The 13,690-nt window shown below is 67.4% G+C and carries 10 protein-coding genes and 1 tRNA gene; 3 read left to right on the top strand and 8 right to left on the bottom strand.

The annotated features are described in order from the left end of the window. Positions 1-116: 116 nt before the first annotated feature. The gene (locus LTA6_RS11165; RefSeq protein ID WP_407357848.1) at positions 117-515 is read left to right on the top strand and encodes a VOC family protein; all 399 of its coding nucleotides are present in this window, start codon (positions 117-119) and stop codon (positions 513-515) included. A 57-nt stretch (positions 516-572) separates the two neighbouring features. On the opposite strand, the gene nusG is transcribed toward LTA6_RS11165, so the two are convergent. The 3 genes from nusG to LTA6_RS11150 all read right to left on the bottom strand — a co-directional run bounded on the left by nusG (position 573) and on the right by LTA6_RS11150 (position 2,045). After that, entirely contained in the window at positions 573-1,616 is a 1,044-nt protein-coding gene (nusG, locus tag LTA6_RS11160) for a transcription termination/antitermination protein NusG (protein WP_407357847.1), read from the bottom strand. Positions 1,617-1,659: 43 nt separating this feature from the next. Next, the gene (gene secE / locus LTA6_RS11155) at positions 1,660-1,932 is read right to left on the bottom strand and encodes a preprotein translocase subunit SecE (protein ID WP_341973814.1); all 273 of its coding nucleotides are present in this window, start codon (positions 1,930-1,932) and stop codon (positions 1,660-1,662) included. A gap of 40 nt (positions 1,933-1,972) precedes the next feature. After that, a tRNA-Trp gene (locus LTA6_RS11150) sits at positions 1,973-2,045 on the bottom strand. A 178-nt stretch (positions 2,046-2,223) separates the two neighbouring features. Here LTA6_RS11150 and LTA6_RS11145 point away from each other — a divergent pair. Further along, the gene (locus LTA6_RS11145) at positions 2,224-4,068 is read left to right on the top strand and encodes an HSP90 family protein (RefSeq protein WP_407357846.1); all 1,845 of its coding nucleotides are present in this window, start codon (positions 2,224-2,226) and stop codon (positions 4,066-4,068) included. A gap of 26 nt (positions 4,069-4,094) precedes the next feature. Beyond that, on the top strand, positions 4,095-6,893 hold the full coding sequence (locus LTA6_RS11140; protein ID WP_407357845.1) for a hypothetical protein: 2,799 nt from the start codon (positions 4,095-4,097) through the stop codon (positions 6,891-6,893). Positions 6,894-6,972: 79 nt separating this feature from the next. Here the strand turns inward: LTA6_RS11140 and LTA6_RS11135 are convergent, their stop codons facing one another. Genes LTA6_RS11135 through LTA6_RS11115 form a run of 5 tightly spaced genes read right to left on the bottom strand, consistent with a single transcriptional unit; the run spans position 6,973 to position 13,674 of the window. Next, positions 6,973-8,337, bottom strand: coding sequence for an NAD-dependent succinate-semialdehyde dehydrogenase (locus LTA6_RS11135; protein WP_341973811.1), 1,365 nt, complete (start codon positions 8,335-8,337; stop codon positions 6,973-6,975). 20 nt (positions 8,338-8,357) lie between these two features. Further along, entirely contained in the window at positions 8,358-9,833 is a 1,476-nt protein-coding gene (locus tag LTA6_RS11130) for an NAD-dependent succinate-semialdehyde dehydrogenase (protein ID WP_341973810.1), read from the bottom strand. A gap of 30 nt (positions 9,834-9,863) precedes the next feature. Next, entirely contained in the window at positions 9,864-11,408 is a 1,545-nt protein-coding gene (locus LTA6_RS11125) for an APC family permease (RefSeq protein WP_341973809.1), read from the bottom strand. Continuing rightward, entirely contained in the window at positions 11,408-12,292 is an 885-nt protein-coding gene (locus tag LTA6_RS11120; protein ID WP_407357844.1) for a universal stress protein, read from the bottom strand. Before LTA6_RS11120 ends, LTA6_RS11125 begins: the two co-directional genes overlap by 1 nt. Further along, the gene (locus LTA6_RS11115; RefSeq protein ID WP_341973807.1) at positions 12,292-13,674 is read right to left on the bottom strand and encodes an NAD(P)/FAD-dependent oxidoreductase; all 1,383 of its coding nucleotides are present in this window, start codon (positions 13,672-13,674) and stop codon (positions 12,292-12,294) included. The genes LTA6_RS11120 and LTA6_RS11115 overlap by 1 nt, the downstream gene beginning before the upstream one ends. Positions 13,675-13,690 lie beyond the last annotated feature (16 nt).

Genomic DNA, 13,690 nt, shown 5'->3' with positions numbered 1-13,690 from the left:
CAGGGCCTGGATGAGACGGTCGGCGCGAATCTCTCAACCTCTTTTCTGAAGTGATCAATTGATGATCACTTCAGCTACGAGCATAGAAGAAACAACCGATTCAGAAGGAGAATCTCATGTTCCGTGGTCTCGCAAATCTCAACCTGGTCGCCGATGACATGTCCGCAGCGGTCGCCTGGTACACGACCGTCTTCGACTCCGCGCCCTACTTCGTCCGGCCGGAACAAGGACCGGTGCAGTATGCCGAATGGCGCTTCGGCGACGACGACGACGAATTCGCGCTGATGGATGCCCGCTTCCGCCCCGCGCTCGCCCAGCCGGGAGGCGCACTGATGAGCATGCACGTCGACGACGTCCGCGCCACCTTCGATCGACTCATCGAGCTCGGCGCCCTGGCTTTCGACCCGGTGACGCAGCGCGGAGAGGGCTGGTGGTCAGCATCCGTCACCGACCCGTTCGGCAACCTCATCGGACTCATCCAGAGCCCGCACTGGGCCGCGCAGCACGCAGGCTGAGCCGGAACGCAAGAACGGCCGCCCCGAAAGGGACGGCCGTTCTTGACGAGAAGACTCTCAGTTCATCTTGGTGACCTGGTCGAACGACAGCTCGACCGGAGTCTCGCGCTCGAACAGGGAGACGAGCACGATGAGCTTGCCGCTCTCCGGCTTGATCTCGCTGATCGAACCGGGAAGACCCGCGAAGGAGCCTTCCTTGATCGTGATGGTCTCGCCGACCTCGAAGTCGACCTCGGCCGGCAGCGGACGAGCGACGGCGAGTCCACCCTTGGAAGCGATGTTCTTCGCCGTCGGGATGTCCTTGACCTCGACGAGCGACTTCAGCATGTTGAAGGCTTCTTCGAAGCGCAGCGGCGTCGGGTTGTGCGCGTTGCCGACGAAGCCGGTGACACCGGGCGTGTGGCGAACGACGGACCAGGTGTCTTCGGTGAGCTCCATGCGCACCAGCACGTAGCCGGGGATGCGCACGCGAGTGACCATCTTGCGCTGGCCGTTCTTGATCTCGACGACGTCCTCCATCGGGACCTCGATCTGGTAGATCTCGTCCTCGACCTCGAGCGTCGACTTGCGCTGCTCGATGTTCGCCTTGACCTTGCGCTCGAAGCCGGCGTACGAGTGGATGACGTACCACTTGCCCGGCAGCATCCGCAGGTCGGCGCGGAACGTCTCGTACGGATCGGCCTCCGCGTCGTCTTCGTCTTCTTCTTCGTCGTCGTCGTCGGATGCCGGAGTATCCTCGTCGCCGTTCACGTCGGGGCCGTCGTACGGTGCGACCTCGTCCGCCGCGGCGGCCTCGAGGTCGGCGGCCTCTTCGGCCACAGAATCATTGAGGACCTCAGCGGCAGCTTCAGTTTCAGCCGCTTCGTCCAGGTTGAGAGCGTCGTTCACGATCGCGTCCGCCTCCGGGTCTTCGTCAATTTCGATGTCATCATCGATGTCGTCTTCGTCGTCTTCACCCTCGATGTGCAGGGCGACGTGCTCTGCCGAGGTGACTGCGAGCTCCTCTGCGGCGAGGACGTTGCCCTCCTGGGCCTCATCCTCTTCGCTGGACTGCTCTGCGGCTGTCGCCCAGTCGGCGTCGTCGGAATATCGTTCAGACACGTTGTTTCTTTCCAATCACTGCGGCGCGAGCCGCGGGGTGTCATCAGCCAGGGATTCCGAACACCCAGTGCGTGACCCAGGCGAACAGGTTGTCCAAGCCGTACACGATTCCCATGACGATGAGAACGAAGACGAGCACCACTGCGGTGAACTTGAACAGCTCCTTGCGGGTCGGGGTGACGACCTTGCGCAGCTCGGAGATGACCTGACGGATGAAGAGGGCGATCCCGCCGAAGAACCTCCCGAAGGCGTTCTGCTTCTTCTCACGGGTGGCGCCGGCCGCGACGACCTCGCCGCGCGGTTCGTCCTGATCCATCCTGAATGTACCTTTCGTGTGCCAGCGTTGCGCTGACGCGCAGGGCGGACAGGAATCGAACCTGCAACCTGCGGTTTTGGAGACCGCTGCTCTGCCAATTGAGCTACCGCCCTAGAGACCCGGAAGTCTCGGGAGCCTGCGCCCCGCCGCCAGAACTGCGATCAGGAGATCCCAGGCACGGCGGAAGAATGCAGACAACAACTGCGGTTCAAGCATACGGCATCCGCACGCCGGTCTCGAACCGGAGCGCTCGTTCCGTCTCACGACAATGTTGTTAGGCTCAGCGAGCGAATGCAGTGGGAGGGTGGACACGTGGGTGCGGATGTGCAGCAGTTCCAGGTCGATCTGCGTGGGGTCGTCGACCTGCTCAGCAGGCATATCTACTCGAGTCCTCGCGTCTACCTGCGTGAGCTTCTGCAGAACGCCAGAGATGCCATCACCGCCCGGAACGAGATCGACGGCGGCGGTGGTCGAATCCGGATCACGCCTCTCACCGAGGCCTCCGGAGAGTTCGTTCTGCGCGATGACGGCATCGGTCTCACCGCCGCCGAAGTCGCCGACCTGCTCGCGACCGTCGGGCGCAGCTCCAAGCGCGACATCTTCGACCTTCCTCGCAGCGATTACCTCGGCCAGTTCGGCATCGGCCTGCTCAGCTGCTTCATGGTGGCCGACACCATCGTGATCCGCTCCCGCAGCGCCCGTGGCGGACCGGCTGTGGAATGGACCGGGTCCGCCGACGGCACATTCCGGGTCACCGAGATCGACGATGACCTTCCGATCGGCACCAGCGTGCATCTCGTTCCTCGTTTCGATGCGGACGAGCTGCTGCGACCGGCGGCTGTGCACGAGCTGGCGACGACCTTCGGCGAGTTCCTCCCTGTGCGCATCACCGTCGACACTCGCGCCGGTGATGTCGACATCACCCGCGCTGCCCCGTTCCTCGATGCGGCGACCGACCCGGATGCCGCGGTGCAGTACGGCCGCGATCTGCTCGGCGCCGCCCCCCTCGATGTCATCGAGCTGACCGAGCAGGCCACCGGTACCAGGGGCCTCGCGTACGTCCTGCCGTTCGCGCCGCCGCCCGGTGCACGGCAGGCGACGAGGATGTACCTCGGCCGTATGCTGCTCTCCGAACGCGTCGAGGACGTGCTCCCCGACTGGGCGTTCTTCGTCCGCGCGGCGATCGACTCCACCGGCCTGGCCCCGACGGCGAGCCGAGAGGCGCTCGTCGAAGACGCGGCGCTCGAACGGGTGCGCGAGCAGCTGGGCGCCGGCATCCGCCGCTGGGTTCTCGAACTCGGACTACGTGAACCGCACCGTCTCGCCCAGTTCGTGGCCGTGCATGAGGTCGGCCTGAAATCGCTGGTGCGCCACGATCACGAGCTCGCCCGGTTCATCACTCGATGGCTGAGCGTCGAGACCACACACGGAACGATGCAGATCGGCGACCTCGTCGAACGCTATCCGCACATCCGCTACGCGCAGACGGTCGACGAATTCCGGCAGGTCGCCGGCATCTCACCCGGCTCGGAAGTGCTCGTCAACGGCGGCTACCTGTACGACGCCGATCTGACGCGGATGCTGCCGGATCTCTACCCGCAGGTCACCGTGGAAAAAGTCGACGTCACCGGCGAACTGGACCGGCTGGACCCGCCGCCCCTCGACGATCGCGAGGCGGCCGTCGCGCTGGAAGGGCGAGCGGGGGCGGTCCTTTCGGCATCCGGCTGCTCCGTGATCGTGCGTTCGATCGACCGACCCGAGATGCCGGCGCTCTACGTCGCCGACCCCGAGGTGCTGCGCGCGATCGACCGCAGCCGCACCAAGGGCATCACCGGTTCGCTCTGGGGCGGTGTGCTCGACCGCATCGACGACACCCTCGCCGCGGCACGCGACGACGACGTCACGGCGCGCCTGTGCCTGAACTGGTCGAATCAGGTCGTGCGCGCCCTGGTTCGCGTGCGCGACGACGCCGTGTTCGCGCGCACCCTGCAACTCCTCTACATCCAGGCGCTCCTCGCCGGGCACCATCCGCTCACCGATTCCGACCGCTCGCTGATGTCCAGCGCGCTGGCCGACCTCGTATCCCTCTCCGCCGGGATCGAGGGAGACCGGATCTCCTTCGATGGAACCCGCTGAGGCCGTCAGCATCCGAAAGGACCACCATGGCTCGACCGAAGAAGCGCTTCCAGCAGTTGATCGAAGAGATCGACCGCACACCCTGGGGGCCTGCTGAGCAGGCCCTGATCTCGGAGGCCGTCACCCTTGCCATCGAGATCGGCGACGACCGCCTCGAGTACGAGGCGCGGATGCGTCAGACGGCATCCGCGAACATGAACGGCGCGACGGACGTGATGTTGAACTCGTTCGCCTGGTGCCTCGCTCGCCACGATGCGGACCCTCAGCGCTTCCCCGCCGATCTCGACAACGGCAGCGCGGACCTGATGTGGCAGTTCAAGTGGATGGCGGCGTCGCTGCGCTCATCCCCCGCGTTCTCGCAAGAACAGATCGCCGCGGTGCTGGACGACATGGAGGCGCACTATCTGAAGGCGGGACTGGGCGTGAGCGGCGTGCTCACCGCTCGTTTTGAAGATGCGTGGGACGCCGGCCGGATGTCCGAGGCCGAAGCCCTGCGCGTGCAGCTGGAGGCGACGCCCCGCGATGAGCACAGTCATTGCGATGCTTGTGGGCGCAGTCAGTTCGCCGGATTCTTCGCCGAGACCGAGCGCGACGCCGACGCGATCCGACTCGTGGAGGAGATGATCGAGGGAGGCTTTTCCTGCGGAGAGGAGCCGGAGCACGCTCTGTCCAGGGTGCTCCTGCCCTATCTACGGGCCGGACGCGGTGACGATGCGAAGACCGCACACCTGCGCAGCTACCGCCTCGCGCAGGACAATCGCGACAACCTGCAGATCGTCGCGAACAACATCGTCTTCTGCGCCGTCACCGGCAACGAGGCGCGCGCGCTCTCGCTGGTGGAGCGGCACCTGTCCTGGCTCGCTCACGACGGCCTCAACGTGGATGCGCACTTCGCGGCGCTCGCGGCGTTCGCGCTCGCCCTGGACAGCGTGGTCGCCGCGGGCCACGGCGAGACACCGGTGCGCGGAGCCGAGGCATCGGTGCTGACGCCGTTCTTCGGAGCTCACGAGGGGGCCTGGAGCGCGGCAGAGCTGGCTGCGGCCGCATGGGCGGCAGCCGAACGGATCGGCAGCGACTTCGACCGTCGCGATGGCACCGATGGCCACTCGAGCCGGCTCACCGCGATGCGCGCGCTCGGCGACGTGCGTTACGACGTGCCGATCCGCTCGGATGCCTTCGTCGCGCCGAGTGCCGCGGCCGTTCCGGCCGACGCCGAGGCCTGGTACGAGCGGGCGATGAACCTCGGGCAGTACGGGGCCGAGCAGGAATCGCTGGCCGCGATGCCCCGCGCCCTCGAGATCGAAGACGACGGCAAACGGGCACAACTGCTGTCACTGCAGATCGGGATGCTGGTCGGTCTTGATCGCGCCGACGAGACCGAGCTGCTGCGCACGGAGCGCATCGCGCTGCTGCGCGCCACGGGCAAGGAGGCACAGGCCGACCTGGAGGAGCGCCTCGGCCTGGCGACGTTCGGCGTGGAGACGCCGGAGAACGCGGCTGCCCTCGATCGCGAGCTCGAAGGGGCGGATGCTCTGCCGGCGTGGAGCCGTGGCGACGTGGCATTCAGTCGCGCCTCGCTGCACCTGCGAGGAGATGATCCGGACACCGCACTCGAGCTCCTCGAGAAATCCGCTCGCGCCTTCGCCGAGGCCGGGGATCCCCGGTTGGTCAACACCACCACCCTTCTCGCCGTCTCCGCACTGCTGCATAAGGGCGAGACCGACGCGGCGACCGCACTCCTCGATCGGCTCCTGGCCCAGGACGACGTCAGCGACGGCCACCGCGCCCACGCGATGGAAACGCGGGCGCGCATTCACGGGGGCAACGGATCGTTCGTCGCGGGGGCGACGGACGCCGACGAAGCCTGCCGGATTCTCGCCGGACTCGGTGCAACGAGAGCGCTCGCCGGCGCCCATCTCCTCGCTGCTGCCCTCTGGGAGGACGCGGACGAACCGGAGAAGGCCGTATCGCGCTACCGCCTCATGTCGCGGCTCATCAGCCAGGACGGCGGCGATGTCACCGGAGCGAATTTCCGTCTCGCCCGAGCGATGCTCAAGGCCGGCGACGCCGAAGAAGCCGCCGAGCTGTTCGGGGAGGTGCTGAAACTCGAGGAGCAGGCCGAGGTGCCGGCCGGTTCCCGCGGAATGACGGTGTCGTTGCTGGCGCGGTCGCTGAGCGCCGCCGGCGAATTCGGACAGGCCGTCGGCGCCTACGGGTACGCTGCCCAGCTCTTCGGCGAGGCCGAGGAGCACGCCGATCACGCGATGTCGCTGGCGGCTCAAGCCAAGATCCTCGCGCGGTTCGACGAGCAGGATGACGCGATCGAACTGCTCGAGAGGGCGGCGGAGATCGTACGGCGCGCCGACGATGCACTCGGCGCGCTGACCGAGGTCCTGCACGACCTCGGTCAGGTCTACGGAACCAGGCAGGACGAACGAGCGTTCGCGCTGTTCGACGAGGTCGCCGCCCTCGCGAAGGAACACGAGGCCGACTGGCTCCTCTCCGATGTCACCGACTCGCGTGGCCGAGCCCTCGCCGAACTCGACCGGGTGGACGAGGCCGTCTCGGCCGTGCTCACCGCCGCCGACGGGTTCGCGGGACTCGGAGATCTCGGCTCAGCCGGCGGATCCGAGTTGTTCGCCGCCCGGCTGTTCGCCGGGAAGGATCGGGCGGCCGATGCCGTCCCGATCTACCGCAACGCCCTCGAGCATGGCGCGGACGCTCCACAGCTGCGTCAGGTCGCGGCCCTCGAGCTCGGCGACGTGCTCGAGCGGCTCGGTCGACACGATGACGCCGCCGAGGTTCGGGCACTCATCGAGAGTTGAGCGTCCGGCCCACACGGCCAAGAAAGGACGGAAGGGGCGGATGCCGTGCATCCGCCCCTTCCGCCCTTCGAGAACCCGCTCAGCCGATGCGGATGAGCTTCTTGTTCACGAACTCGTCGGCGGCGAGGTGGCCCAGCTCGCGAGCGGTGCCGCTGCGCTTGATGCCGCCGAACGGCAGCTCGGGGCTGTCGGCGAGCACGAGGTTGACGTAGACCATCCCCGCCTCGATCCTGTCTGCGACGCGCTCGGCCTGCGCGGCATCCGTGGTGAACACGTACGAGCCGAGGCCGAAGGTGGTGTCGTTCGCCAGCGCGACCGCAGCGTCCTCGTCGGCCGCGCGATAGACCACCGCGGCCGGCCCGAACAGCTCCTCGTGGTACACGTTCATCGCAGGGGTCACGTCTGCGAGCACGGTCGGCGCGAAGAACGCACCATCGCGGGTGCCGCCGGTGAGCAGCGTGGCGCCCTGAGCGACCGCCTGGTCGATCTGGGCCTGCAGATTCGCGGCCGCGGCCTCGGAGGAGACCGGTCCGAGCACGGTGTCCTCGAGCATCGGGTCCGACGGCGTCGCGGCGGCCATCGCCGCCGTGAACTTCTCCACGAACGCGTCGTAGAGGTCGTCGGCGATGATGAAGCGCTTCGCGCCGTTGCATGCCTGGCCGTTGTTGTCGAGGCGGGCATCGACTCCGGCCTGCACGGTGGCGTCCAGATCGTCGCTGGAGAGCACGATGAAAGGATCGGAGCCTCCAAGCTCCAGGGCGACCTTCTTCAGGTTGCGTCCGGCGACCTCCGCAACGGCAGCTCCGGCGCGCTCCGAGCCGGTCAGCGAGACGCCCTGCACCCGCGGGTCGGCGATCATCGTCGCGATCTGCTCGTTCGTGGCCAGCACGTTCTGGTACGCACCTGCCGGGAAGCCCGCGTCGCGATAGATCTCGGCGATGGCGTTCGACGACTCGGGGCACTGCGGTGCGGGCTTCAGCAGGATCGTGTTGCCCACGATCAGGTTCGGGGCGGCGAAACGCACGATCTGGTACGCCGGGAAGTTCCACGGCATGATGCCGATGAGCGGTCCGAGCGAGGAGCGGCGGATGATCGCCGAGCCGTCTCCGAGAATGGCGATCGACTGGTCGGCCATGATCGCCTCGGCCTGATCGGCGTAGTACTCGGCGATGTCGGCCGCGAAGTCGACCTCACCGAGTGCCGCCTCGCGCGGCTTGCCCATCTCGCGCACGAAGATGTCAGCGAGATCCTCCCGGCGTTCGCGGTGCAGCTCGGCCATCCGGCGTACGAGCGCTGCGCGCTCGGCGACGGTCGAGGAGCGTGACCACTCGCGGTGCGCGGTGTCGGCGGCGGCGACGGCCTCCTCGATCTGCGCATCCGTGAAGGTGTCGAAGGATGCCAGGGTCTCCCCCGTAGCCGGGTTGATGACGGCGTAGTCAGTCATTTCTCGTCCTCTCTGAGCTTTCAGGCGACCGGGATCAGCGTGTACTTCGTGGACAGGTACTCGTGAATGCCCTCGGCACCGCCCTCGCGGCCGACTCCGGACTGCTTGACGCCGCCGAAGGGAGCAGCCGCGTTCGAGACGACGCCCACGTTGAGCCCCATCATGCCGGTCTCCAGCTTGTCGATCATCCGCTGTCCGCGCTGCAGGTTCTCGGTGAACACGTAGGACACCAGACCGTATTCGGTGTCGTTGGCGAGGCGCACGGCCTCCTCCTCGGAATCGAACGTGGCGATCGCGAGCACCGGGCCGAAGATCTCTTCGCGGAGGATGGCGCTGCCGGCCACGACATCGGTGAGCACCGTCGGCTCGTAGAACGATCCGACGCCGGCCACGGCCTTGCCGCCGGCGAGCAGGGTCGCGCCGCGCTCGACAGCGTCGCCGACGAGTTCCGCGGCCTTCGACACGGCATCCGCATCGATGAGCGGGCCGATGGACACGCCGTCTTCGGTGCCACGACCGATCTTCATCGCCTGCACCCGCTCGGTCACCCGACGCGCGAATTCCTCGGCGACGGATGCCTGCACGATGAAGCGGTTGGCCGCGGTGCACGCCTGGCCGATGTTGCGGAACTTCGCTGCGAGCGCGCCGTCGACGGCCTTGTCCAGGTCGGCGTCCTCGAACACCACGAACGGAGCGTTGCCGCCGAGCTCCATCGAGACGCGCAGCACACCCTCGGCCGCCTGCGCGATGAGCTTGCGCCCGACCTCGGTCGAACCGGTGAACGACAGCTTGCGCAGACGCGGGTCGGCGATGATCGGCGCCGACAGGGCGCTCGAACGCGAGGTCTGCACGACGTTGACCACACCGGCAGGCAGGCCCGCCTTCTCGAGCAGAGAGACGAAGAACATCGTCGTCAGCGGCGTGAGCGCCGGCGGCTTGATGACCACGGTGCAGCCGGCCGCGAGCGCGGGGGCGATCTTGCGGGTCGCCATCGCGAACGGGAAGTTCCACGGCGTCACGAAGAAGGACGGACCGACCGGACGCTGAGAGACGACCATGTGGCCGGTGCCCTCCGGGTTGAGCCCGTAGCGGCCGTTGATGCGCACGGCTTCCTCGCTGAACCAGCGGAGGAACTCACCGCCGTAGCCGACCTCGCCGCGGGCCTCCGCAAGCGGCTTGCCCATCTCGAGCGTCATCAGCAGCGCGAGGTCTTCCTTGTGCTCCTGCACGAGGTCGAAGGCGCGGCGAAGGATATCGCTGCGGGTACGGGGGGCGGTCGCCGCCCAGCCGTCCTGTGCGGCGACAGCGGCATCGAGTGCGCGGATGCCGTCGGTCGGCGTGGCGTCGGCGATCGTGCGGATGACGGCGCCGGTGGCGGGGTCCTGCACATCGAAGGTTCCGCCGGTCTCGCCATCCGTCCACTGGCCGCCGATGAAGAGGCCGGTGGGGACGCGTTCGAGCAGCGCCTGCTCGGCGGATGCGGTCTGAGTGCTCATGGAAGTCTCTTTCTGTGAGGGAAGCGGAAGTCAGCGACGGCGACGGCTGGGCGGCGCGTCCATGCTGAGGGTCTCGCCGCGGAAGAACGCGGGACGACGGATGGCCTGCCAGATCATGATGGCGATGCCGGCGACGATGATCACCATGCCGAGGATGAACACGATCCCGATGCCGCCGATCTGCGAGCCGGATCCGTAGGCCGGGTCCATCGAGTCGATCAGGGTGGTGAAGAACAGCACCCCGAGGATGACTCCGCCGACGAGCGGGAACAGGAACGTGAAGAAGAAGTTCCGTGCCGAGTCGAACCACTGCTTGCGGAAGTACCAGACGCAGGCGAACGCGGTGATGCCGTAGTAGAAGCAGATCATCATCCCGAGGGTGAGGATCGTGTCCCACAGGGTGTCTTCGCTGACCACGCGCATGACCGCGTAGAACGCGGAGGCGACGATGGCCGAGACGATCGTCGCGTAGCCCGGCGTGAAGAATCGCGGGCTGATCTTCGCGTACGACTTCGGCAGTGCGCCGTAGTGGCCCATCGCGAGGAGCGTGCGAGCCGGTCCGACGAACGTCGACTGCAGGGACGATGCGGAACTGGTCAGCACGGCCAGGGAGACGAGGAACGCGAGCGGTCCGAGAACGGGACCGGAGAGGTGGAAGAACACGTTCTCCTGGATGTCCTCGTTGCCGAGCCCCAGCTCCCCTGTACCAACACCGGCGAACATGATCATCGCGACCGCGAGGAGCAGGTACAGCGTGACGATCGTGATCACGGTGAGGGTGGCTGCGCGTCCGGGAGTCTTCTCCGGGTCCTTGGTCTCCTCGTTCATGGTGAGGGTGACATCCCACCCCCAGAAGATGAAGATCGAGAGCGAGAGGCCGGCCGCGAGCGCGCTGAACGACGAGACGGCGAACGGGTTGAACCAGTTCAGGTCGAAGGGCTGGAAGTCGAAGCCGTTCCCGCTCACCGCCTGCACGATCGCGGCACCTGCGAACAGCACCAGGACGAGGATCTGGAAGCCGACCAGCCAGTACTGCAGCTTCTGCGTGGTCTGCATGTCGCGGTAGGAGATCCAAGTGGCACCGAGCATGAACAGCAGGGTGACGCCGATGTTGATCCAGGTGACGCTCGCGAGATCCGCGATGGTCGCGTCGCCGGTGATCTGCGACAGCAGCAGGAACAGGAAATCGACCGCGACGCCGGCGAGATTCGACAGCACCAGGATCGTGGCGACGACGAGTCCCCATCCGGCCATCCAGCCGATCCACGGTCCGAATGCGCGCGTCGCCCAGGTGAACGACGTGCCGGAATCGGGCATCCGGTTGTTGAGTTCGCGGTACCCGAACGCGACGAGCAGCATCGGGATGAAGCCGACCAGGATGATCGCCGGGATCTGCGCACCCACCTCGGATGCGGTGGGGCCGATGGCGGCGGTGAAGGTGTACGCCGGGGCGATGCAGGAGATGCCGATCACGATGGCACCGATGAGGCCGACCGTACCGGCGCTCAGCCCCTTGCGGGAGATCCCGCCGGTCACTCCGGATTCGGGCTCCGTCGCCCGCTCTGTGCTGGACATCAGAGGTCTCCTGCTTCGGCGCGGGTGCGCGGGACGACGATCGCGGGAACGGGCAGTTCGCGCAGCATCTTCGCTGCGGTGGAGCCCAGGAAGAGTCGGCGCGGCTGGGCGAGCCGACTCGAGCCGACGAGGATGACCTCGCCGGGAAGCCAGGAGAGGTGTGCGACGGCGTCTTCGACGCTCTCGCCCGGCGCCTCTTCGATCTCGGCGGTGCGGCCGTCCGGGAGGAGTTCGGTCGCGACGGCGAGCACATCGTGCGCATGCGCGTTGCCGACCAGGCGGATCGCGCCGGTGTCGAGGCCGGGCGGCACGTCGAAGGGTACGAGCGAGACCAGCCGGAGATCGGTGCCGCTGTCCGCCGCGATGGCGACGGCCTCGTCGAGCAGGGCGTCTGCGCCTGGCCGCTTACCGACGGCCACGGTGACCCGCGGGACGACGTGATCGTCCTGCCGTGCGGTACCGACGGGGGCGAGCGCGACCGGGATGGTCGAGGAGTGCAGGAGTTCGGATGCGACGCTGCCGAGGCGGTGCCGGCCGAAGAGGCCGCCACCGGCTGCTCCGACAACGATCAGCCGAGCCCCGAACTCCTCGCCGGCGGCGATGAGCCCTTCGGCGAACGACTCCGCGAAGCGGACGTGCCCGCTGCGGGTGAGCTCCTGCGGAAGCCGGATCACGGCGTCGTTGAGCCACTGCCGGCCCTGAGCGCGGATGTGGTCCTCATAGGCGCGCTCCGGTGGCACTCCGGCGCTGCGCGTGCCCTCCGTCGGGAGAACGATCACCAGGTGGAGGGTCGCACCGAGGCTGCGGGCGAGTCGCGCGCCGAGCGCGGCGGCATCGGCCCCGGCATCCGTCGCCGTGTAGCCGACGACGATGGAGCCGGTCATCAGCCGACCTCGACCGAGGCGACGGCTTCACGGCTGGCCGCGAGGATGCTGGACGCCGCCAGACGGCCCATGCGGATCGCACCGTCGACGTGCTGGTATCCGGCGCCGGCCATGTCGCTGCATGCGAAGTGGATCGGGCCGACAGCGGCACGCAGGTCGGCCCCGTAGCGGTGCAGGCCTCCCATGTCGAAGCTCGCCGCGTACGCGCCGCGGGTCCACTCCTCGCTGCCCCAGTCGCTCTCGTAGTACACGACGGGGTTCTTGGCTTCGGGTCCGTAGTAGTGCGAGAGGGATTCCAGGATGCGCTCCTTGCGCTCCTCGGCGGACAACTCGAAGACGCCGTCGGCGGTGTTGTCCGACACGAAGCCGACCAGCGTGCCGCGCTCGTCACCGTGGTTGGTGTTGTCGTAGGCCTCGTGGCAGATCTCGTACGGGCTGAACGCCGTACCGGAGAGACCGCCTTCGCGCCAGAACGGCCGTTCGTAGACGGCGTGCACCTTGATCACGAAGCCCATCGAAATGTGCTGGTGCATCTGGTGCTGGCGGCGCGGCAGCGGCGGCACGAAAGAGATCCGGTTGTACAGCACCGGCGCGTGCGCGAGGATCGCGAAGCGTGCCTTCACCGTGTAGTCGGCGGTGGTCGCGGTCACCCCGTCATCGCCCCATGCCAGGCTTCGCACCGGCTGATTCAGGATGACGTCGTCCCCGAGTCGCTCGGCGAGCAGCAGCGGCACCTGCTGGAGCCCTCCGACGACGCGCTTGTCGAGGATGAAGTCCGCATCGACGAGGTTCGAGTAGGAACCGGCGGATGCCGCCATCAGCAGGGACTGCAGCAATGAGAACGCGTGGGTCGGCTTGGTGAGCATCGCAGAGCCGGTCGCGAAGGCGAGGTTGCGGACGGCCTCGTCGTCATCGGTCTGCGCGCGCAGCCACGCATCCCAGGTGACGGAGTCCCACTCCGCGGCGTTCGGATGCTCCCACGGGCGGTCGGGGTCGATCTCGGCGACCATCGCATCGAGGCGGTCCGTGATCTCGGCGATGACGCCCTCGGTCGCGGCGGAGACCGGGAACATCTCTCCCGTGAAGCGCGAGACGGTGCCGTCCGGACCGACGTAGACGCTGTCGCCGTCGCGGTAGCGGCTGAAGGTCTCCAGCCCCAGCTCGCCGACCGTGTCGATGAGCGCGTCCTGATCGGGCGATACCCACTGTCCGCCGATCTCCAGCATCGCGCCGTCGATGACGTCGGTCCAGAGTCGTCCGCCGACACGGTCCCGAGCCTCGAGGACGGCGACCGAGAGGCCGGCCTTCCGCAGGTCGTTCGCCGCCGTGAGCCCTGCGGCTCCGGCGCCGACGATGAGCACATCGCGCGTGATCTCAGCCATCTGCAACTCCTTCATT

Origin of the sequence: Microbacterium sp. LTA6 (assembly GCF_045690355.1) — a bacterium.
Lineage (GTDB): Bacteria > Actinomycetota > Actinomycetes > Actinomycetales > Microbacteriaceae > Microbacterium.
The sequence above is the reverse complement of the archived record's forward strand: the minus strand, read 5'-3'. Positions and strand labels throughout refer to the sequence as shown.

What these genes read in the sequence shown, in the direction of transcription:
- LTA6_RS11165 (WP_407357848.1), top strand. Translation starts at nt 117, where the DNA reads ATGTTCCGTGGTCTCGCAAATCTCAACCTGGTCGCCGATGACATGTCC.
- secE (WP_341973814.1), bottom strand. Translation starts at nt 1,932, where the DNA reads ATGGATCAGGACGAACCGCGCGGCGAGGTCGTCGCGGCCGGCGCCACC.
- LTA6_RS11145 (WP_407357846.1), top strand. Translation starts at nt 2,224, where the DNA reads ATGCAGTGGGAGGGTGGACACGTGGGTGCGGATGTGCAGCAGTTCCAG.
- LTA6_RS11140 (WP_407357845.1), top strand. Translation starts at nt 4,095, where the DNA reads ATGGCTCGACCGAAGAAGCGCTTCCAGCAGTTGATCGAAGAGATCGAC.
- LTA6_RS11135 (WP_341973811.1), bottom strand. Translation starts at nt 8,337, where the DNA reads ATGACTGACTACGCCGTCATCAACCCGGCTACGGGGGAGACCCTGGCA.
- LTA6_RS11130 (WP_341973810.1), bottom strand. Translation starts at nt 9,833, where the DNA reads ATGAGCACTCAGACCGCATCCGCCGAGCAGGCGCTGCTCGAACGCGTC.
- LTA6_RS11125 (WP_341973809.1), bottom strand. Translation starts at nt 11,408, where the DNA reads ATGTCCAGCACAGAGCGGGCGACGGAGCCCGAATCCGGAGTGACCGGC.
- LTA6_RS11120 (WP_407357844.1), bottom strand. Translation starts at nt 12,292, where the DNA reads ATGACCGGCTCCATCGTCGTCGGCTACACGGCGACGGATGCCGGGGCC.
- LTA6_RS11115 (WP_341973807.1), bottom strand. Translation starts at nt 13,674, where the DNA reads ATGGCTGAGATCACGCGCGATGTGCTCATCGTCGGCGCCGGAGCCGCA.